The 20,425-nt window shown below is 48.2% G+C and carries 18 protein-coding genes; 7 read left to right on the forward strand and 11 right to left on the reverse strand.

From position 1 onward, the window contains the following. The first annotated feature begins 32 nt into the window (after window positions 1-32). The 3 genes from F569_RS17090 (at window position 33) to F569_RS0107615 (ending at window position 2,117) form a co-directional block, all read left to right on the forward strand. Window positions 33-695: an RNA polymerase sigma factor gene (locus F569_RS17090; RefSeq protein ID WP_051279558.1), complete on the forward strand. Its 663-nt coding sequence runs from the start codon at window positions 33-35 to the stop codon at window positions 693-695. After that, a complete protein-coding gene (locus F569_RS18900; RefSeq protein WP_051279560.1) occupies window positions 692-1,363 on the forward strand; it encodes a ChrR family anti-sigma-E factor in 672 nt (223 codons plus the stop codon). Before F569_RS17090 ends, F569_RS18900 begins: the two co-directional genes overlap by 4 nt. 220 nt (window positions 1,364-1,583) lie before the next feature. Then, window positions 1,584-2,117: a hypothetical protein gene (locus F569_RS0107615; protein ID WP_026941712.1), complete on the forward strand. Its 534-nt coding sequence runs from the start codon at window positions 1,584-1,586 to the stop codon at window positions 2,115-2,117. Window positions 2,118-2,218: 101 nt separating this feature from the next. On the opposite strand, the gene F569_RS0107620 is transcribed toward F569_RS0107615, so the two are convergent. Both F569_RS0107620 and gap read right to left on the reverse strand, forming a co-directional pair. After that, on the reverse strand, window positions 2,219-4,882 hold the full coding sequence (locus F569_RS0107620) for a phosphoenolpyruvate carboxylase (RefSeq protein WP_026941713.1): 2,664 nt from the start codon (window positions 4,880-4,882) through the stop codon (window positions 2,219-2,221). 195 nt (window positions 4,883-5,077) lie between these two features. Then, a complete protein-coding gene (gene gap, locus F569_RS0107625; protein ID WP_026941714.1) occupies window positions 5,078-6,088 on the reverse strand; it encodes a type I glyceraldehyde-3-phosphate dehydrogenase in 1,011 nt (336 codons plus the stop codon). A 346-nt stretch (window positions 6,089-6,434) separates the two neighbouring features. On the opposite strand from gap, the gene F569_RS0107630 reads away from it, so the two are divergent. From F569_RS0107630 to F569_RS17100, 3 genes are read left to right on the forward strand one after another with little or no spacing between them, the layout of a single operon-like run. Next, on the forward strand, window positions 6,435-7,241 hold the full coding sequence (locus tag F569_RS0107630; RefSeq protein WP_026941715.1) for an FAD-binding domain-containing protein: 807 nt from the start codon (window positions 6,435-6,437) through the stop codon (window positions 7,239-7,241). Beyond that, entirely contained in the window at window positions 7,238-7,666 is a 429-nt protein-coding gene (locus tag F569_RS0107635) for a hypothetical protein (protein ID WP_026941716.1), read from the forward strand. The genes F569_RS0107630 and F569_RS0107635 overlap by 4 nt, the downstream gene beginning before the upstream one ends. Before the next feature lie 9 nt (window positions 7,667-7,675). Beyond that, window positions 7,676-8,653: an NAD(P)/FAD-dependent oxidoreductase gene (locus F569_RS17100; protein ID WP_051279565.1), complete on the forward strand. Its 978-nt coding sequence runs from the start codon at window positions 7,676-7,678 to the stop codon at window positions 8,651-8,653. Here F569_RS17100 and F569_RS0107645 read toward each other — a convergent pair. The 7 genes from F569_RS0107645 to F569_RS0107675 all read right to left on the reverse strand — a co-directional run bounded on the left by F569_RS0107645 (window position 8,650) and on the right by F569_RS0107675 (window position 16,690). After that, the gene (locus F569_RS0107645; protein WP_026941717.1) at window positions 8,650-10,794 is read right to left on the reverse strand and encodes a TonB-dependent receptor; all 2,145 of its coding nucleotides are present in this window, start codon (window positions 10,792-10,794) and stop codon (window positions 8,650-8,652) included. The two genes, F569_RS17100 and F569_RS0107645, sit on opposite strands and share 4 nt — an antisense overlap. 86 nt (window positions 10,795-10,880) lie before the next feature. Then, on the reverse strand, window positions 10,881-11,183 hold the full coding sequence (locus tag F569_RS0107650) for a hypothetical protein (protein ID WP_026941718.1): 303 nt from the start codon (window positions 11,181-11,183) through the stop codon (window positions 10,881-10,883). A gap of 66 nt (window positions 11,184-11,249) precedes the next feature. Beyond that, window positions 11,250-12,590: a cation:proton antiporter gene (locus F569_RS0107655; RefSeq protein WP_026941719.1), complete on the reverse strand. Its 1,341-nt coding sequence runs from the start codon at window positions 12,588-12,590 to the stop codon at window positions 11,250-11,252. Window positions 12,591-12,674: 84 nt separating this feature from the next. Further along, window positions 12,675-13,076: a thiol-disulfide oxidoreductase DCC family protein gene (locus F569_RS0107660; RefSeq protein WP_026941720.1), complete on the reverse strand. Its 402-nt coding sequence runs from the start codon at window positions 13,074-13,076 to the stop codon at window positions 12,675-12,677. Then, a complete protein-coding gene (locus F569_RS0107665; protein WP_026941721.1) occupies window positions 13,076-14,215 on the reverse strand; it encodes an aromatic ring-hydroxylating oxygenase subunit alpha in 1,140 nt (379 codons plus the stop codon). The genes F569_RS0107660 and F569_RS0107665 overlap by 1 nt, the downstream gene beginning before the upstream one ends. 176 nt (window positions 14,216-14,391) lie before the next feature. Then, on the reverse strand, window positions 14,392-15,921 hold the full coding sequence (locus F569_RS0107670) for an AMP-binding protein (RefSeq protein WP_026941722.1): 1,530 nt from the start codon (window positions 15,919-15,921) through the stop codon (window positions 14,392-14,394). Between the two features lie 61 nt (window positions 15,922-15,982). Further along, a complete protein-coding gene (locus tag F569_RS0107675; protein WP_026941723.1) occupies window positions 15,983-16,690 on the reverse strand; it encodes a hypothetical protein in 708 nt (235 codons plus the stop codon). Between the two features lie 143 nt (window positions 16,691-16,833). Between F569_RS0107675 and aspS the strand changes: the two genes are divergently transcribed. Further along, window positions 16,834-18,666 carry an aspartate--tRNA ligase gene (gene aspS, locus F569_RS0107680; RefSeq protein ID WP_026941724.1) on the forward strand — a complete coding sequence of 611 codons (1,833 nt, stop codon included), beginning with the start codon at window positions 16,834-16,836 and terminating at the stop codon, window positions 18,664-18,666. Window positions 18,667-18,852: 186 nt separating this feature from the next. On the opposite strand, the gene F569_RS0107685 is transcribed toward aspS, so the two are convergent. Next, the gene (locus F569_RS0107685; RefSeq protein WP_026941725.1) at window positions 18,853-19,764 is read right to left on the reverse strand and encodes a pentapeptide repeat-containing protein; all 912 of its coding nucleotides are present in this window, start codon (window positions 19,762-19,764) and stop codon (window positions 18,853-18,855) included. A 214-nt stretch (window positions 19,765-19,978) separates the two neighbouring features. After that, complete coding sequence (locus tag F569_RS0107690) at window positions 19,979-20,401, reverse strand: tetratricopeptide repeat protein (protein ID WP_026941726.1); 423 nt, start codon at window positions 20,399-20,401, stop codon at window positions 19,979-19,981. Between the last annotated feature and the right edge of the window lie 24 nt (window positions 20,402-20,425).

The following is a 20,425-nucleotide window of genomic DNA, read 5'->3' on the forward strand; positions in this document are numbered from 1 at the left end:
TTGCGACAAATTAGTAACTCAATGGATTGCACATGGCATTCGGACTGGAACCCGTTATTGTAAATACTATGACGGATGAAGGGGTTAAGCCCTACAACACCGGACGAAAGGCGTCCCCGAAAAGTATAAGCGCTGCAAAGCGTGATGCACAGTGGCTTTCGGCTATTGCACAAAAGCAGGACGCACGTGCGCTCTCCGATCTCTTTGAAATATATGGACCTAAACTAAAAGGCTGGCTCATGGCACGTGGTGTAGGGAATGGCACTGCCGAGGATATTGTCCAAGACGTTATGATCAAAGTCTGGACAAAAGCCGCCAGTTTCGATCCCGTAAAAGCTAGCTTTGCGACATGGGTTTACCGCATGACGCGGAATCGTTGGATTGACCATCAACGCAAACATGGCCGTATGGATATACGTGACCCTGAACTCATGAAGGTAATCGCCGATGATGAAGTGCCGTCCGCCGAAGCCAATTTCATGGCGCAGCAAAATTCAGATATCCTCAGAGAACAAATTGCGAGGCTGACTCCGTCGCAGCAAATGGCCATCCGTATGGCCTTTATGGAATATAAAACCCACAAAGAAATTTCCGCCGAAACGGGTCTTCCGCTCGGCACCGTAAAAACACGTATTCGCAGCGCGATCCAAGCGCTTAAAGCGAATATGGCTAAACATGTGAGCCAAATACAATGACCTTGACGACTACACACGACGTTATCTTATCTGATGATGTTATCACAGATTATGCTATCGGTGCGCTCAGCCCCGCCAAGCATGTTATGCTCGCCTGTCAGAGTGAGATTTCACAGGCTGTCTCTGAGCGCGTGGCGTTCCAAGAGGATTTGGCGGCGTCCATGTTAGAGGACGGCTCATCGCAATCGCTCTCACCACTTTTTATGGGCAATGTATTAGCCAATCTTCCGCCGCAGGAAAGATCCGATCTCAACACGTCGAGTGATCCCGAGAACGGCCTTGCGCCCAAAAGCTTGCGTCATATGCTTGGCCATGGGCTGCAAGACATGAATTGGAAATCCCTTGTACCGGGCGTGGCTGTTCACGACATTATGGGTGACCGTAAAACCAAAGATGGGGATCGGTTATATCTTCTGAAAGCCAAGGGCGGCATGAAAATGCCTGAACATAGTCATAATGGCGAAGAATGGACACTCATCCTGACGGGAAGCTATACCGTCGGGGAGCAACTCTTTACGCGCGGTGATATGCATATCGAAGACGAGAGCGAAACACACAGCCCTCATATTGATGAAGGCGAAGATTGTATTTGTCTGGTGATGACGCAAGGCCCGCTTAAGATGCAGGGCTGGTTGCCGAAAGTCGTTCAGCGGGTTGTTGGGATTTAGTGACGCTAATTCGTGAGTAGGGTGGATTAGCTGGCGTTTCGATAGAAACGCAGGCGTAATCCACCCTACTTTACTCCTCATCCTGAGGCGGCGCGAAGGGTCGGGACTCGAAGGATTGGTGAGTGTTTCAAATTAGTATGGCGGGCTAGGGCTTCACCTAATCCGCCCTATCTGCTATAATGTCTTCCAAGACAAGGTGTTGTTCTCATAGAGAGGCCTTATGGCAACAGTTTCAGCCATCTTTACGTCGGCAATAGTTGCGGCTGCGGTCTCAGTCATTCCAGCATTTCTAAGTCGAAAAACTGCAAATATAAAAGCCAAGTCGCTGGAGAGTGGAGAAAAATATATTGAACTCTCCAAATATTTATTTTGGTTTGTTTACACTGCTAGCACTTTATTCATAGTCTTAGGCGCGTTGGTATGTCTGTTTACAGATGAACCAATAACTGGAGTCGGATTTATTTTTATGGGGTTTGTTTTCTTCCTGCCAATGGCGATTTTGCAATCAATCGATACCTCTATTAATTGGACGTCGGAATACATTAATGGCGCCAAATCGGGTTCAAGCTTGAAGAAGAACAAAATACTTTGGAAAGATATTAGCTTGGCAAAACTCCATCCAAATTACACTCTTCAATTAAAAGACAAATCGGGGAAAAGTGTTGTTTGGTCTATATACCACAGCGGATGGCGTGAGATTATTGATGATTTACGCCTAATTCGACCAGATATTGAAATAGGCGATTTTGACTGATTGCCTATTTGTTTTATAACACAATCGGTTGCTTGTTTTTTGAGGCTTTTATTTTTCTATGTGTAATGTTTTCGGTTAATTTTTTATCGAAGATAAAAATATTAACCGAATGCATCATAATGGTGCGTTATTGCCACCGTTATTTGCCGCGTTAAATCCCTTGCGCGTTCTAGCGGTTTGATGATGGTCTCGCTAATATGCGGGAAACCGCCTGAGGGGGCGACTGGCGTATCTGTTTTTTCTTGTAGTTTTTCTGTCCATTCCAATGCGGCGCGCGTTGCAGGATATTGAGCCTGTAGGTCTGAGAGAATGCTGTCGATTTGGAAAGTTTGCAGTTTTTGCAGCACATTCATTTGCGACGTGCCTTCTTGTCCAATGGCCGGAAGCTCGGCGGCAATAATCATCATCTTCATCACTACGGCGAGGCGCAGGCTGTGCAAAATTTCAAGTGTTTCGATATTGCCAAAATTCGCACCTTTATCGCAAGCTTCAAAGTACCGTACAGAGTCGTACACATCCATACGCAAGCGGTTGGCCAGATCCATGATTTGAGAGCGCCACGGCAAGGCGGTGAGCGTATCGGCCACTATCATACTCTTATGCGCTAAGCGCGGCTCATTGCCTGAGAGGCCGCGGGACACCCAGAACCCCGGATCAAAAAGGCGGCCATAGGCTGTAAGTATAGAGAGGTTGGAGCGCTCCATCGAGCGGATAACGAGGGTGAAGATAGACTTCGCGCGGGCTGAATTTTGAAAATGGGCTATGAACTTTTCAGGGTCAATTGCGGCAGCGCGGCCGACACCGTAAAAGATATTGGCGGGTGTTCCGAATTGCTGTAAAATCGCATTATGTGGAATGGCGCGGAGTTGACGCGGATTAAACATATCACTGCCAGACTTGGCACGTTTCGCGGCGCGCGAGCCAGTCGGAATCAGCATATTCTGCCCAAAGCCGCCCAAGAGCGTGACATAATTTTGGTCATTATAAAGGCTGTCCTGTTCTGACGCGATAGTGCGGAAAACATCCCATGAGAAATCATTCTCTTTATAGAAGACATCATCTTGAGCATTAGATTTATCCGCGTAGCGGGCCTCAATTAATGAACCCACGGTGGCACGGGCAAGGGTATCCGTTTGGAACCACATAAAGCCGTCACCGCCTTGGAAACTGGTTTCGTGGCAAAGCGGCAAGCCGCGTTTTTCAAACTGATGCACCGCCCAAGGGCTCATGACGTAATTGACGCGGTCAACCACTGTGCCGGGATGTCCGCCGCGGCCCAGTCCTTCGCCATGCGTATTAAACACAAGCGAGACGACATCTTTCATGCCGTATCTTTCCATCTGAGCAGCGAAATGAGATTGCAAGCGTTCAATGGCAAGGGTTGCCGGGATTTGTCCCATGAAACGGCCAGCATCAGAGAATCCTGTCTGGATTGCAAAAACGCCGCGATCTTTAATATAATCGCGGTAAACTTCGTTGCTTAGCATCTTACCGATAATTCGTCCGCCATTATTCAGCGCATCTGCGGTTTCAAAGAGCGGGGAGATATCAAGATGTTTTTCAAGTCCGTAACGCCGCGCAAGATAGAGCATACCTAGCGGAGTGAGGCTGTCTTCGGTCTCTGCAATCAGTAAGCGAATAGGCGTTGCGTCATCAATATATTTATGGATTTGCGCGGTCAGGATCATCTTCTCATGGGCGGTGGATTTCTCCAGCGCCAGTGAGGCAAAGTTGACAGGCTGCGGTTTGACATTTTTGGTTAGCTTAGAGGCCTTCATCAACATGGTGCGATTATCAGATGTTTTCTCATCAATGCCAAAGACCGATTTCATAGCCGAGACAACATGACGATTGTTCAGGCGAAAATGAATCCGCGCTGTGCCCAACCCAAAGGCCGTCATTTGCGCGCGCAGGCAAATAAGGTCTTTGATGACGGCATCAGAGGTGGCGCAGCTAATCGCTTTTTTGATCAGCGGCATAGCCGGTTTCAGATTGAGAAATCGTCGGGTTGAGCTGCGAGTCAGATTGTTGGCCGCAGCGACAAGGTTTTCAGGCTCAGTGATGTCTTTTTCAAATAAGATTAAATCGCGCTCTGCGCTTTCATGGGCGTCAGCTAATTTATCGACTAGCTTATCCAGCGCGGCTTCGCCCTTAGCGTCAACCTTGCCTTTGCCCTGAATGGTTTGAGCCGCAGCTTTATAACGCAAAAGCTGATCACGTTTTTCTTGTAGTCTTAAACGAAGGGCATCGCCCCATGTAATATCTGTGCGGCCATCGATGTCATATCCCACCCAGCTATAAGCATCGACCAGGTGAGGGGTGATCGCTGTCCATTTTTCAGGAAAAGCTTTGCGCGCCGTGTCGAGAATTTTCGCATTTATACCGTTCAGTGCCCCTTGAATACGGGTTAAGGCATCCTGCGTGTCCTCATGCTCTTCTTTCAGGGTCGGTGCGCGTTTTGGGAGGTATGGATACGTCTTTAGCTCTTTAATCTCATCCTGAAATGCCCCTTCTTCTGCTGAGGCGACGCGGCCTAGACAGCTTCGGATATCGCGCGAGAGCGAAAAGGTCGGATGCGCGGTTAAGACAATGCCTAAGCCGGGCTGTTCCGCCCAAGCCTTGAAAGCTTTAAAGCCTTTTTCGGCCTCTTTCGCGGCGATATCCGTGATGGTTTTATCCATTGCACGCAAGCTGCGTATATTGGCGCGCTCTCGCAAGCGGCGGGCGCGGTCAATGGCGGCCTTATCAGAGATGGTTTTAACCAACGCTTCAATATCACGAAAGGCAACGGCGCGGTCCTCGACATCCTTAGAAATATCATAAGCCAGCAGCTTGACCGCATTGGATTGTGGGTCAGAGACTTTGCGGCTTTGATGCTCTTTTAATTGCGATTGAAGACGTTTGTGAAACTCGGCGACTGTCGATTTGCGGGCGATGATGCTCTCCTCCCAAAAGGGACCTTAAAGAAATTTAGCCATAGCTGCGGCAGTGTCGAGCATACGGTTCGAGAAACCCCACTCATTATCGTACCAGCTTAACACACGTATAAGATTACCGTCCATAACGACAGTTTCACCTGTGACCAGACTAGAAGAATGCGGGTCGTGGTTGAAATCAGTGGACACGGTCTTGTCATCAACGATTTGTAGAACGTTTTTTAAAGCTCCGTTTGCCGCTTCCCGAATAGCTTCGTTTACGGCAATAGCGTCAGCCTTTTTTGCGGCGTTGATAACGAGGTCAACAACAGACACATTGGGTGTCGGCACGCGAATGGCTTTGCCGTCAAGCTTCCCGTTAAGCTCAGGAATAACAAGTCCGATGGCCCGTGCTGCACCTGTGGATGTCGGTATCATGGACAATGCCGCTGCGCGGCCGCGATTATAATCTTTGCGGTGGATTGTATCGAGCGTCGGCTGATCACCCGTATAAGCGTGAATGGTTGTCATGAAGCCATTTTCAATGCCGAAAGTGTCGTTAAGGACTTTGGCAACAGGGGCGAGGGCATTTGTCGTGCAGGACGCATTTGAAACGACCACGTCATTTTTTGTCAGGACATCATGATTGACGCCGTAAACAATTGTTTTATCCGCGCCGGCTCCAGGCGCTGAAATCAAGACGCGTTTAGCACCTGCCTCCAAGTGCTTGGCGGCGGTTTCTCGCGCGGTAAAAATGCCTGTGCATTCCATGACGATATCAACATCATTATCGGCCCAGTTTTGATCTTCCAGATTACGGATGGCCGTGACTTGAATGTCGCCTTTGCCTATGTTGAGTGACGTTTCTGTATGGCTCACTTGACCACCGAAACGTCCATGAACTGAATCATATTTTAGAAGATGCGCGAGATTATCCGTCGAGGATAAGTCATTAATGGCGACGACTTGCAGGTCATCACGCCCGCTCTCTTCGAGAGCGCGAAGCACATTCCGCCCGATACGGCCAAATCCATTGATTGCAATCTTAGTCGTCACGGTATTATCCTTTTTTGCTGACAGCGCTGTCATACACTTCCTCTGAGCGGAGTAACAGAGAAAATAGTATAATTGTGCCGCTCAGAGGCATAATAGTTCGCGTGTAAAAAATCAATTCGTAATGCTCAAAAATACTCTAAATCGAACATTTTTAGGTCAATTTTGTCTGTATATTATTCAAGGTGGCACTATTTCGCATGATTAAGTGCTACAGGCTAAATCAAATTTCAAAATTCGATGGTCTATAAAATTAATTTATTACGTATACGAAACAAAGTATTACGGCATCGCTTTTTAATAGATATATTTATCAAGCCTGAAACAGGGCATGGCACGTAACTAATGTATGACACATAACCCCTATACGACCTTCACCCCCGTTAAGACGACTAAGAGCTATGAGAGTGCTGTCGCGGTAAAGGCCCTATCCCCTTGGGCTGACGGAGAGGCGTCGCCCATTCGCGGCGATATTCACCAAATGCAGGACGTATTGTCCGCCTTAGATCCCCTGTCCTACAGCCGGACACGCAATCACTTGGGCGGGGCCGTTACGCAGCTCTCGCCCTTCATACGTCATGGTGCCCTGACACTTGATCATGTCCGCAATCTGGCAATTGAGAGGGCTGGAAAAAAAGACGCGGAAAAATTCGTTCAGCAACTCACTTGGCGTGATTATTGGCAAAGGCTATACAGGCGTAATCCTGATATGATCTGGGACGACGTTGAGGCCTATAAAACAGGCTTTAGCCCTAATGATTATGCTGATGAACTGCCTGAAGATGTGCTGAACGCCCAAACGGGCACAGCGTGTATTGATCAATTTTTGGAACAGTTAATGTCTACTGGATGGATACACAATCATGCTCGGCTTTATTTGGCCGCCTATATCTGCCATTGGCGGCGGGTGAAGTGGCAGGTCGGGGCAAAGTTTTTCCTGACGCATCTTTTGGACGGTGACCCTGCGAGCAATAATCTCTCATGGCAATGGGTCGCCAGCACATTCAGCCATAAACCTTATTTCTTTAACTTGGACAATGTCGCAAAATATTCAGGCGCTGATATCAATACAAAGTTCAACGCAAATAAAGATATTGCAGGAAGTTATGAGGCTCTCGCTGAGCGGCTGTTTCCCTATATGGAGCCAAGGCGATGAGCGCGATGATTTGGCTGCATGAAGACGCTTTGCGCAGCGATCACCCGGTCTTTAAAGCCGCAGGTGAGGGGGCTGAGGCAATATTTATTTGGGATGATGCTTATTTTCAGCGCGAAGGCTACAGCCTGAAACGACTCGTTTTTATCTATGAGCTATTGGCGGATTTAAATATTACATGTCTTCAAGGCGAGACCGAGCAGCTCCTTGAGTCTTATGCAGACGGCCGAAGTCTCTTTATTCCCCAAACACCTAATCCATTATTCAAAAACATTATCGATAATTTGCAAAAGAAACACAATGTTACCACTGTGCCGGATATTCCGCTGGTCATTGTTCCGGATGATGTCGATTTAAGGCGCTTCTTTCGGTTCTGGAACAAGGCCAAGAAATCTGCTTTATCTCCTAGTACAGGGCCACTTTTGTAAAGCTATATTATGATGAAAAACATTGCGATTATTGGAGCCGGTGTGTCCGGCCTTACCGCAGCTCATGCACTTAAATATAAGGCGCACGTAAAACTGTTTGATAAATCACGCGGTGTTGGCGGGCGCATGTCAACGCGTTATGCGGGAGCCTATGAGTTTGACCACGGCGCGCAGTTTTTTACGGCGCGCGACTCGCGTTTTCAAAAAGTCGTCGAATTGGCGATAGATCAGGGCGTCGTTGCCCCTTGGCATGGCCGCGCGTTTTATAAAAAGGGCACCGCGCTAGAAGTGGATATTGGCAGTGATAGATTTGCCGCTGTGCCCCGTATGAATAGTTGGCCCAAGGTAATGGCTAAGGGGCTAGATATTTCACTGGGCGCAAGAGTCTCCAAACTCACTAGAGATGATAAGCAATGGGAATTGCATTTCGAAGATGGAGGTATTCAGGCTGGATTTGATCATATTATTTGCGCCGTACCCTCTGTTCAAGCAATTGAGTTACTGCCCGATAATTTTAGCGGGATGGAGGCGCTGAAGTCGGTCCAAATGGATGCCTGCTTTGCCCTCATGATAGGCTTTGACCAGCTGCATGATTTCGGTTGGGACTCATTGCGGGTCAATGATGATGTAAATGCTTGGCTGGCGGTGAACAGTAGCAAACCAGAACGCAATAAGGATGTGACAACCCTCATGATCCATAGCGCGCCACAATGGTCTAATCTGCACGCCGATGCGGATAGGGAATGGGTGCAGGCCCAAATGGAACGCTCGGCCAGCGAAATTTGCGGGATTGATATATCTGCCGCACCGCACCGTGCCCTGCACCGCTGGCTCTACTCATCAGTCTCTGCCTCGCCGCAAAAAGGGGCCTTGCATGCCCAGGCTCTAGGTCTCACGGCCTGCGGGGATTGGTGTCTGGGCGGCCGGGTGGAGGGGGCATACCTCTCCGGTTTGGCCGCCGCAGACGCTTTAATATCCCAGTGCTAGAACCGCGATGAGATATTAAACCGGACATTACGCCCCGGAAGCGGTGCTATGTCTTTGAGGAAAGATGTGTGCTGACGCGCATCATCATCGAGCAAATTCATAACGGAAACATTTAAGCGGACATCTTGGGTGTTCATAGGCGCACGCCATGTCGCAAAGAGATTGACGAGCGCATAATCATCTGTCGGAATTTCAAAGCTCTCAACTTTATTCTGTTCTGCGGCATAATCCAGTTCTGCGCGTAAAGTGTAACGCTCACTTTCCGCCTCTATACCTGTCAAAACAGAGAGCGGCGGAATACGAGGAAGATTGCCGCTATCCGTTTTAGCGCGTACATATTCCGCAAGGGTATCAGCTTTGATCGTAAAAGAGCCGAATGTCGTAAGATCCATACCAGCTTGAACTTCGAAGCCTTTGAAGCTTGCATCCTCGCCAGTGAATTGGAAAACAGGTAATTCGTCTTCTTCTTCACCAGTCTCGCGCTCATAAATATAGTTCGAATAATCTGTGTAGAACGCATTCACGGTGATGTAATGTCCGCCTTCGCGTTGACGGAAGGCGGCTTCTACGCCGGTTGCTGTTTCTTTATCCAAAGTCGCATCACCGAGTTCGAATTGCTCAGTCGCCAGATGTGGGCCGTTAGAAAACAATTCTTCTGTTGTTGGGGCACGTTCTGTGCGGAAGACCGTACCGCCGATACGAACAGCGTCAGACACATGGAAATCCCCTCCCGCTGAAACACTGAACAAATCAAAGCTTATATCTTCATTAGTCACGCTATTTTCCTGCTTTGTGTTTTCAAAGCGGGCCGCGCCTTCAAGGTGGAAATCGCCCATATCTTTCTTTTGGAAGGTGTAAAGGCCAATTTGTTTTGTCTTCGTTGGCGGGACAAAGGCTTCCTCACCGACAGCGGAGAAGTCGCGATTGCGAAGTTGAACGCCATAAGCGGCAGACCATCCATTATTTTCGCGTTGAATAGCCTCCAATCGGGCCTCATAGCCTTCATTTGTAAAGACGGTTCCGACTTCGCCCGGGCCTTCAAACTCGATATGTTCGTAGTCAGCATAGCCGCCAAAGAATTGAACACGTTCAATAGGGCCATTAAAATTCAGCGCCGCATTTACATCAAGCCGGGTTTGATCAAGTCCGATGGTGATGTTCTCTTCACCTTCTTCCTCTTCTCCATGTTCTTCTTCATCGTGATCTTCATCTTCATGCTCTTCATCGTGCTCATCTTCATGGCCATGGCCGTGACCGCCAGGAATGCCGTAATCTGAGTCGAATTTATGCAGAGCAATACCGAAAAAGCCGCGATCACCAATATAAGAGACTCCGCCTGTTAGCGAAGTAGACTTTGTTTGCGAGTTTTCAAGGCGGCCAAAGGCTTCGGCCTCTTCGTCCTCGTGACCATGCTCGTCTTCGTCGTGATCTTCATCATCGTGATCTTCATCCTCATCGTGATGCTCTTCTTCCTCTAAGGCGCGCAAACGCGCACTCTCGGCAAAGCCCGGAATGCGGTAATCGTCTGTTTCGCGGATCGTGCCGTCAAAATGGAAGACCAAATTGCCTGCGCCAAAGTCCAGTGACCCCGCAGCTTCGCGGCCATTATCCACGGAGCTGGCGCCAATACGAATAGCACCGTCAACGCCGTCTTCTGGCATCTCTGTTGGTATGCGTCCGTCAATAACGTTAATAATACCGCCAGAGCCCGATGAGCCGTAACGCAGAAGTGACGCGCCGCGCAGAACTTCGATGCGCTCTGCTTGTGCTGGCTCAGCAGCAACCGCGTGGTCAGGTGAGGCAGATGAGGCATCAATCGAGCCAATGCCATTGGTCAAGACACGGACGCGATCCCCGCCTTGGCCGCGAATGATGGGGCGGGATGCTCCTGCGCCAAAGAAAGTCGAGGACACGCCAGGTTCAGATTTAAGAGTTTCACCAATCGTTCCGGCAAGACGTTCAGAAAGCTCTTCGCCTGAGAGAACGGACACGCCCGTAATGGCTTCGTCAACAGAGCTCACCAGGGGCGAACCCGTGACGATAATTTCGTCCATAAGATCAACGTCCTGCGCATAAGTGGCGGTTGAAACAGAGATTAGTAATGCGGCAGCAGAGGCTCCGCGTAGAAAATGAGTAGTCATGTGGATATTCCAATTTAACAAACAAAAGAGTCATTTTGCACGCATGCAAAAGTGAGCGCCGCAAAGGTTACGGCAAAGCGAGTCAGTTAAATGGAAGCTGGGGGGCCTCGGGGCGGGGGTGCACGGCCTTGAGGGGTTACATAAGGGGCGGATGTAAAGTCAGGATAATCCGAAGAGCGAGTCTCTGTTATGAGGGGCGCCGCTAAGGATTTTTCGGGCTGTATGACTGTTTGATCATCTGATAAAACTGTGACTGCACAGGCCACGCCATCATGCTCATGCGGTGCGTCACCATGTGTGCTGGCATGAGAGATGCTATAGCTTTGTAGGGCAAAGAAGAGAGCAATGATTGCGCCCACGACCCAACGATATGAGAATAACTTATTCACAAACGCCTCAATGCAAAATCTACCCCAAACGGTCAAGATAGATTCGCGTAACTCTATAACATTTATTTAGAGTAATTTAGGATCGACGACCTTCTGCACAACATTTTTCACTGTCAGGCCTTGGACAATGATTGAGAAGACGACCACGCAATAGGTTGCGGTTAGGATAAGCGGTTTATATTCATTCTCTGGTAATGAGAGGGCCAATGCGACTGAAATACCGCCGCGCACCCCACCCCATGTCAGAACAGGAACAGCGCCTTTTGTAAAGGTCTTGAACGTTCCTATGACTTTCATCGGGACATAAACCGCGCAAAGACGGGCCAATAATACCAACGGGATCGCAATCAGACCTGCACCTGCATATTCAGGCACAAGACCCAGAACCAAAATTTCCAAACCAATCAGCAGGAAAAGAACCGAATTTAAAATCTCATCGATCATTTCCCAAAACCCAAAAAGGGACCCTTTGGTATGTTCTGACATTGCAAAGCTCGCGCCTTTATTGCCAATCATGAGGCCCGCTACGACAACCGCGATGGGGCCGGAAAGATGGTGGCCAAGAATTTCGATGCGTTGGGCGAGGGCATAGGTGCCCGCGACTATGGCCAGACTGATCAGGATTTCAATCGCATGTTCATCAATTTTGGCCATCATACGATATGCTATCCAGCCCGCAATAGCGCCAAGTATTGCGCCGCCAATGGCATCAACAATGAATAGCTCAGCAATACTAAAAAATGTCACTCCGCCGCCATGCCCGCCTCCGGCGGCTTCGGCGGGACCAGCGAGCATAATGGTTTGCGTCGAAGCATGGTCGCCTGTGCTGCCGGCGGCAATGGCAACGATAATGGTAAAGACAACAACGCCGACCCCGTCATTAAACAGGCTTTCTCCTGCAATTTTGGCCTCCAAGCTTTTCGGCATTTTTACCGATTTCAGGATGGACAGAACGGCTACGGGATCGGTTGGGCTGATCAGGGAGCCAAAGACAAGTGCCCATGTGTAGGGCAGGTTCACACCGAGTAATTTAGCGATGTAATAAAATCCTGTGCCAACAATAAAGGTAGAGAGGATAACGCCAAAGGTCGCCATGGATCCAATTGCCCATTTTGCGTCTCGCAATTTCGCGAAATCCACATGCAGCGCACCGGCAAAGAGCAGAAAACCCAACATGCCTTTCATGAGGGTCTCGTTAAAATCAATCTGCCCAATCGCGCCTGATAGAGTCTCATAGACTTGGAGGCTGGGGACTAAGGCTTCTAGCGCGATTATGCCGAAAGAGGCGACAAGCGCCATCACCAATAGGCCAATTGTATGCGGAAGCTTGATATATGCGCGGTTCAGCCATGACAGCACAGCGGATAAAACAAGCAAAAGCGCGGCGATTTCAAATAAGCTTAGCATGGGTCCCTCATTTTTATTGACGGGTTGCCGCCCGCCAACCCAACCCGTAATGGATTTGTGCCAATGCTTATGCGAGTCGCATCCTTAAGTCAGCACAAATCTATCACGATTTTCAGGTGTGGGGACGTAGCAGCTCTCTGTGCGACCAAAGACTTTGTACCGGTTTTTGGCGACGGTGTAATAAAGCCAATCGCGTATAGGTCTTGGAATAATTCTGCCAAGGCGAAAGAATTTGGCGGGCCCGCCGACATGCCTCAACAGTGCTAAAACACCTTCAGACGCGGCCAAGGCTTGGCCATTCTCTATCCATAAAAAGCTCTTAGGGTTTTCTGGGTTAATATTGTGTAGAGCGGCAAGCTTGCGTCCTTCGCCCGACAGGATTGCCACAAAGCGCGTATCAGGACTTGCTTCATAACGTAAAACATAATGCACCCCGCGCGAGCATAAGACGCAATGGCCGTCGAAAAGGAAAATAGGGGTGGTCATTAACTTCTTCTCAACCGTTTTGCCATCTCCTTATGAAAATGAACTATCGCGGGTTCGAAATGGCCGAAGGTGAATGTCTCATTTGCTTTCGAATGGAGGCTGCGCTGTATGCCTGTGACCATGGCGATGTCCTCGGTCTGGCCTGTTTCATTAACGAAAGCGATGTCGCGTTTTGCATCTGCTAGGGCTTTGTCTTTACCAGCCGCATCAGTAGATTTAGTGAGGTTATAAGTCGTGATTTTTGTCTTGCTCACATTGAGCGGCTCTAATATACCCAATGTATAATGATAGGTCAGTTCTGCTAATATCACATTGGGGAACATATGGGTGACATAGGTGAGTTTATCCGAAACTTCTAAGTCTTTATCGGCCGTCCCCTTAAGCGTTTCAATCCGCCGGAATGGAAAGGTCACGCGCGCATGTGGCCCACAAAATTCGATGATATTTAGATTGTCATATCCAAAGGGGTAAAAGGTTTTCTTATGGGCGGGTTTGATATGGTAACCCTCAAGAAAGCTTTCCAGATGCAGCTTCCAATTCGCCTCAACAATCATCTCTGACTCGCTAAAGATAATTTGATCATCTTTTAAAATTTCGGGTAATCCGCTGAGCATGGCTTGCGCCTCGCTTTGGGTCTCGTTCGGGTCTTGCTGAACGATAAATATTATGCCGTTTGTCTCAATGGCTGTAACCTTGGAGAGGCCATTGGCGAGTTTGTCAAAATCGGGAAAGCCGTCCTCATGTGGGATGCCGAGTAAAGCGCCGTCCAAACCATAAGACCAGCCATGATAGGGGCAAACAAAAGCCCCCGCGCAGCCCTTACCTTCGACCAGCTGTGTCCCGCGGTGGCGACAGGCATTCTTAAAAGCGCGAACAGTGCCGTCTTTCCCGCGGACAACAATCAGGGGTGTATGGGCGGCATTACGGGCGATGTAATCTCCAGCCTTGGGCAAAGCGGTGGAGGGGCAAAAGGGCATTGGCACAGAGCGGATAAGCGCTAGTTCTTGCTTAAAACGCGCCTCAGAGCGGTAATTCTCAACGGGTTCCTGCCAGACATCATCGCCGCGATCCGTCGTACCATCAGCAATATGCCCCAGCACACGGGCAACAACATCTTTATCCGTCATGAATGTTTGCATGTATGATCTCCTAAGATGAACGCCAGATAAACGTTAATTCGCATTAGTATATGCTTAGCCGAGCGTTAAACATTATCCTTTACGAAATGTTTCAACGTCACCTGACTCCAATCACGTAACGTCACCTAATACCTCTAACTTTTTACCTCCCCTTGTGGGAGGTTTTTTTTATGTCTTTAGATGTTGCGATCAGCCTTGTCCCAATAGGGAGCTCTCAGGCGTTGTTTGAATATTTTTCCGCTATCTTCTCGTGGCAGCCCCTCGTGAATATCGAGCTTTTTCGGAATTTTGAACTTCGCGATTTTATCAGATAGAAAATGCTGTATTTCTTGCAGACTTAATGACTTTCCTTCTGCGCATTGCACAGCAGCAATAATCATTTCGCCAAACTCGGCATGGGGCGCGCCAAATACGGCGCAATCAAAAACTTCTGGCATCTCTATCAAGGCGGCTTCAATTTCAGCGGGGAAGATATTAGCCCCGCCTGAGATGATCATGTCCTTTTTCCGATCACTTATATAAAGATAATCGTCTTCATCTAAATATCCGATATCACCGACAGTGACGTGTTTTCCATAACGTTGACCTTTGATATCTCCGTCAGTGTTGGAGTAGGAAAAGTCGCCAAATTGCGGGAGGTCAACATAGATAGACCCCGGAACGCCCATTGGTAATTCATTGCCCTCATCATCGATAATTTTTATGGATCCGCCTTCCAAAATCTTACCAACAGAGCCGGGTTTACGAAGCGCCTCTTCCGACGAAATAAGCGTAATAAACCCAATTTCGCTCGCGCCATATGTTTCATAAAAGACAGGCCCAAACCAATCTATCATGGCGCGTTTTACATCTGCCGGCCAGGCGGACCCTGTTGAGACACCATATCTAAAGCTGGAAATATCATACTTGTTGCGTATCTCTTCGGGCAGCTTAAGCAGGCGTACCATCATTGTAGGGACAAGATAGGCATGCGTAATTTTATACCGTTCAATATCAGCTAAAAACCCTTCAGGGTCGAATTTCGGCGCGATGTAAAGCTCAGCAAACCCCGAGGCGATGCAAATTGTTGATAACGCATTGGGCGCGCTGTGATAAAGTGGGGCTGCCGTGTAAAAACGGGCGCCCGGCGCAAGATGTAATAAACCGACGGCGAGCGCTTTGTAGATTTCATATCGATCGGGGCCATTTGGATCCACGACACGGCGAATGCCTTTGGGTCGTCCCGTGCTGCCTGAGGTATAGGCCGTCATACCGCGTGCTTTTAGAGGCTCGGTCTTTATTGGGTCAGCTCTGCTTAGAAGGTCAGCTAAGTTTGTTTGCCCCTCCAAAATCTTTGAATTGCCTCCATAAGCTTCTACCAATTGCGCAGGAGTTTTGACCGCTAGAATAGGAATGGAAAGTGCGGCATCACCCGTGAATTTCGCCGTGAGGTCACTATGCCCAATCAGCAATTTTGATTTAGAATCCTCTAGGATATTGATAATTTCCGCCGCAGCCCCATGCCAATTTAGGGTGACATAATAGGCGCCGACATAGCGGCAAGCTTCGACAATTTCCATATAGGCGGTATCATTTCGCAGTAAGACGGCGATCGTGTCATCTTCGCCAACACCATGCTGGGTTAAAACAGTTGCGAGGCATTTGACGCGGCGCAAGAACTCTGCGCGCTCTGTTTTTTCTCCTCCGAAATATAAATCATTTTTCATAAGGTTAGTGTCTGCGAGAGAATTGGCCCGATGTAAATGGTGCAATATTTAGAAATTAAACTCATATATTAATAGCTGCGATTAAGAAATGAATGAAAACGAAATAAGAAACGAACTTGGCAACCATTTCATTCTCTAAGCCAAGGAGATTGAGAGTGCTTAAAATAGCTTGTTTTAAGACGTTACTGAATAACCAACCGAAGCATAATACAAGCAATGAAATCACTGCTTTGTACCCAACGGTTTTTGGCGAGTTTAACGCTGCTACGCAAATCAGAAGAATAGGAATCCAACTATAATGTATGATGAAACGAAAGACAGGGTTGTTTTTTGGAACGGGTACGGAGCTACAAAATCTTTTTAAGGTTTTAAAAAGCTCAGCGATATGTTTTTCGCTCATTAGCAATAAACAAGCTCCAATAACTTGGGGTAATGAGCGCATAAGCTCTCTGGGATTGAATGAAGATTGTAATACTTCAGAAAAAATGGAGTGGACTTGATTAGTTCCAATGATGATGAAAAATAACCAACTTACCCAAAAGCAAATTCGCCCCAAATGAGTACGAATAGGAATAAGACCTTCCAATGTCGTTTCTTCTGAATTCGTTCTGATCGGAACCATAGATACAACAATTGCCATAAATATTTTAGAAATGAAGTAACCGATAATTATAATGAGTAAAGTAGCGACATAGGGCTGCACTGTTTCAGGTAGATAACTTAAAAAATCATAGAGCGCGTCCATAGAGATATAATCAATACCTAGCATCTAAATGTCCAGTTATTTGATTTGAGGCATGCCTCATCCCACTTGACTTACTTCCATCATCCGCTAATCCCCGCCTCTTACATAACCCGTGTTAAACCCGCGCTGGACCGTTTATCCACTCTGCGGAAATGATGGAGAGTCTCATGCACGCTTACCGCAGCCACACTTGTGGAGAATTACGCAAATCTAACGTTGGCGAAACCGTCAAATTATCAGGTTGGGTTCACCGTAAACGTGAACATGCCAATGCACTCTTTATCGATTTGCGCGATCATTACGGTATCAGCCAAGTTGTCGTTTATCCAACGGCGAGCTTCTATGAAGACCTAAAACGCTGCACGAGTGAATCCGTTATTACTGTAACAGGCGAATTACTGGAGCGCGACGCTGAAGCCGTAAACCCTGAAATCCCAACAGGTGAGGTCGAGCTTCGCGCAGATGACGCCATCATTGAGAGCGCCGCAGCGCCATTGCCGTTGCCTGTTTTTGGTGAGCAAGACTATCCCGAAGAGATCCGCCTAAAGCACCGTTATCTCGATCTGCGCCGCGAAACGCTGCATAAGAATATCATCATGCGCGGCCAAGTGATTAACTCACTTCGCAGCCGCATGATTGCTCAAGGCTTTACAGAGTTCCAAACGCCTATCTTAACGGCGAGCTCCCCTGAAGGGGCCCGTGACTTCCTAGTGCCGTCACGTCTGAATCCCGGTAAGTTCTACGCGCTCCCCCAAGCGCCGCAGCAATTTAAGCAGCTCTTAATGGTGGCGGGCTTTGACCGTTATTTCCAAATCGCGCCCTGTTTCCGCGACGAAGATGCGCGCGCCGACCGTTCGCCGGGTGAGTTTTATCAGCTCGATATAGAGATGAGCTTCGTAACTCAAGAAGACGTCTTCCAAGCGATTGAACCTGTCATGGCGGGTGTCTTCGAAGAGTTTGCTGATGGCCGCGAAGTGCAAACACCTTTCCCGCGCATTCCTTATAAAGAGTCGATGGAAAAATACGGCTCGGATAAGCCGGACTTGCGGATACCATTCGAGCTGACCGATGTTTCTGAATTCTTCACGGATGAGAGTAAGACAGGCTTTGGTATTTTTGCCAAGATTACGAATGGCGGCGGCAAGGTTATCGCTATTCCTGCGCCGGGCGCAACGGATAGCCAAAGCCGTAAGTTCTTTGATAGTCTCGACAAATGGGCCAAGAAAGAAATGCAAGCGCCAGGCCTTGGCTATGCGCGTCTGCGCGAAGAAGATGGTGCGGTTGTCTCCCAAGATCCTGCGCTAAAGAACTTCGACCCTGAACTGCTGAAAGCCCTCCTTGATAAGATGGGCCTTAAAGCTGGCGATGGCGTCTTCTTCTCTGCGGGTAAAAAAGGCGATGCTTATAAGCTCGCAGGTGCGGCGCGAAACAAAGTCGCGGCGGACCTCGACCTTATCCCCGAAGGTACGTTTAAATTCTGCTGGGTTGTGGATTACCCAATGTATGAGTGGGATGAGGACAATAAGAAAATCGACTTCTCGCATAACCCATTCTCTATGCCGCAAGCCCCAGAGGGCAAAACCGCCATGCAGGTTCTTGAAGAGGCCGATACGGATGAGAAGAAACTCGACATTCTCGCCTATCAATATGACATCGTCTGTAACGGCGTAGAGCTGTCTTCGGGCGCTATTCGTAACCACAAAGCCGACGTCATGTATAAAGCATTTGAAATAGCAGGTTACGGCCCAGAAGTCGTTGAAGATAAATTTGTGGGCATGATTAATGCCTTTAAATTTGGCGCGCCGCCTCATGGCGGTATTGCGCCGGGTGTTGACCGTATTGTCATGCTCCTTGCGGGAACCAATACCATCCGTGACGTCATTCTCTTCCCAATGAACGGGCAAGCGCAAGATCTAATGATGAACGCGCCTGCGGAAGTGGATGTGAAACAGCTTAAAGAGTTACACCTGAAACTCGTGCCGCCAACTCCCAAAGATTAAGGGCCGAAGGATTAGTCTAGGCGTAGATCACGCTTTCATGTCATTCCGACTCACTTTTTGGCTTGCCAAAAGTGGCGGAACCCATGCCTTAATGTTTCGCCTAAATACGATTTTCCGATAGACGCAGTATTAAGGCACGGGTCCCGTCATCGCTTTGCGCTGTGTCGGGATGACAAAGAGTTAGCTTTAACGCTCAATCACGCGTTTTGAATTCACCAAATCCGAATGGATACTCTGCAATTTGCGCCGTAGCGGCCGATTGCTGGTGGGGGTGGCTTTTAGGATGATTTCAACATCCTCAATCGCGCGTTCCAAGCGCTTGGCGGCTTTGGCCATTTCGGGGTCAAGGCCGCTATGGTCATGCTTGGCCTCTGCTGTGAGGGTTCCCTCGCAGTATGGGATAGAAAGCCCGTAAGGCAGTTTGGTATTCATATTCCCGCAAGCGGCATTAAGCTGTTCTTGCTTTAGCCCTTGGGTCATTGATAAATCAGCATCAGACAAATCGGACGCCATCATGGTCGCGTCCAACATGATGGCATTACCAAAGGTCACGCCCTTAAAATTACCGCCATCCAGAATTGCTTTATTCAGATTGATGTGATCCAATTTAGCACCAACAAAATTCCCGTTTTGGAAATTTGCATCCGTGGCTGTGGCACGTTGAAAAGACGTCTGGCGGAAATCCCCGCCTTGTAGCTTGGCCCGGGTCAGATCCGCGCGGCGAAAATTCGATCCGATGAAAACAGACTCGCCCAAATTGGCTTCCGTAAGTGTCGCATCTTGCAAATCAGCGCCATTCAAATTTACATTTTGACCCTCAACACTATAGAGGAGGGCTTTGCGAAAATGACTTCCCGTAAGGTTAGACCCGTCAAAATTACCGCCTGAGAGGTTGGAATTATTGAAAATAGAGCCCGAAAAATTCGCGTTTTTAAGCTTCACGCCATTCATGCGCTTATTGGACAGATCACATTGCGAACAAGACCCAGCCGAGGAGTGAATGCGCGCATCCACGCGAATTTGAGCACTCGCAGGTAATGTAAATAAAGCAATCGCGGCAAAGCCGAGTGCAAATTTAGTGGTAAAATCCCTAATCATCCCACTTCATATACAGAAACGACTCTAAATGAGCGATTAAAATCCCTGTAATGTTAAAGGGAATAGCAGTGGGTGTAGTAGTCTGATGGCAGTGTTGGGGGGGTATCACGAATATCGTCTATTGATCTACTCAAGATTTACTGTTTTATTTTTGAGGCTTATGAATTCAACTCATGTCTTGCGATGTGAAATTTCAGAGCGACTTGAAATTGGCTTATTTGCGCTGAGTTAATTTATGATATCTCAGAGCGTAGGAAACCGCTTTTTCCATTTCGCCATTGGCTTCAGCTATTTTGGCAAGATAGATGAGGCTCTCGGCATTCAGACCATTTGCGACTAGGGCGCCGTTAAAGGCTCGCTCAGCTTCCTTGAGATCGTTTTTTTCATACGCCTTAACGCCAATGCGATAGTAACGCGACGCTGTTGAGGAGCCATCGCCTATTAATTTTGGGTTGTTGATGCCTGTAAATATATGATCAATTGTTGAATTGACCGTGGTAAAGCTAGACCCATTATTATGTGGTAGTGTGTGGTTATAAGTTGTTCCAGAGGGATTAGATACCATATTATTTGCTGAGGCTGAGCTAGCAAAAACTAAGGCTACACTTGCGGGCACTAGGGCTAGAGTTTTTTTCATTTTATGGCTCCAATTGCTCTCTTG

Origin of the sequence: Hellea balneolensis DSM 19091 (assembly GCF_000428525.1) — a bacterium.
Taxonomy (GTDB): Bacteria; Pseudomonadota; Alphaproteobacteria; order Caulobacterales; family Maricaulaceae; genus Hellea; species Hellea balneolensis.

Coding starts and splice junctions, on each gene's coding strand:
- F569_RS0107645 (WP_026941717.1), bottom strand. CDS start 10,794: ATGACTACTCATTTTCTACGCGGAGCCTCTGCTGCCGCATTACTAATC.
- F569_RS17100 (WP_051279565.1), top strand. CDS start 7,676: ATGATGAAAAACATTGCGATTATTGGAGCCGGTGTGTCCGGCCTTACC.
- F569_RS0107655 (WP_026941719.1), bottom strand. CDS start 12,590: ATGCTAAGCTTATTTGAAATCGCCGCGCTTTTGCTTGTTTTATCCGCT.
- F569_RS0107660 (WP_026941720.1), bottom strand. CDS start 13,076: ATGACCACCCCTATTTTCCTTTTCGACGGCCATTGCGTCTTATGCTCG.
- F569_RS0107670 (WP_026941722.1), bottom strand. CDS start 15,921: ATGAAAAATGATTTATATTTCGGAGGAGAAAAAACAGAGCGCGCAGAG.
- F569_RS18900 (WP_051279560.1), top strand. CDS start 692: ATGACCTTGACGACTACACACGACGTTATCTTATCTGATGATGTTATC.
- F569_RS0107685 (WP_026941725.1), bottom strand. CDS start 19,764: ATGATTAGGGATTTTACCACTAAATTTGCACTCGGCTTTGCCGCGATT.
- F569_RS17090 (WP_051279558.1), top strand. CDS start 33: ATGGCATTCGGACTGGAACCCGTTATTGTAAATACTATGACGGATGAA.
- F569_RS0107675 (WP_026941723.1), bottom strand. CDS start 16,690: ATGCTAGGTATTGATTATATCTCTATGGACGCGCTCTATGATTTTTTA.
- F569_RS0107630 (WP_026941715.1), top strand. CDS start 6,435: ATGACACATAACCCCTATACGACCTTCACCCCCGTTAAGACGACTAAG.
- F569_RS0107635 (WP_026941716.1), top strand. CDS start 7,238: ATGAGCGCGATGATTTGGCTGCATGAAGACGCTTTGCGCAGCGATCAC.
- F569_RS0107665 (WP_026941721.1), bottom strand. CDS start 14,215: ATGCAAACATTCATGACGGATAAAGATGTTGTTGCCCGTGTGCTGGGG.
- F569_RS0107690 (WP_026941726.1), bottom strand. CDS start 20,401: ATGAAAAAAACTCTAGCCCTAGTGCCCGCAAGTGTAGCCTTAGTTTTT.
- F569_RS0107615 (WP_026941712.1), top strand. CDS start 1,584: ATGGCAACAGTTTCAGCCATCTTTACGTCGGCAATAGTTGCGGCTGCG.
- aspS (WP_026941724.1), top strand. CDS start 16,834: ATGCACGCTTACCGCAGCCACACTTGTGGAGAATTACGCAAATCTAAC.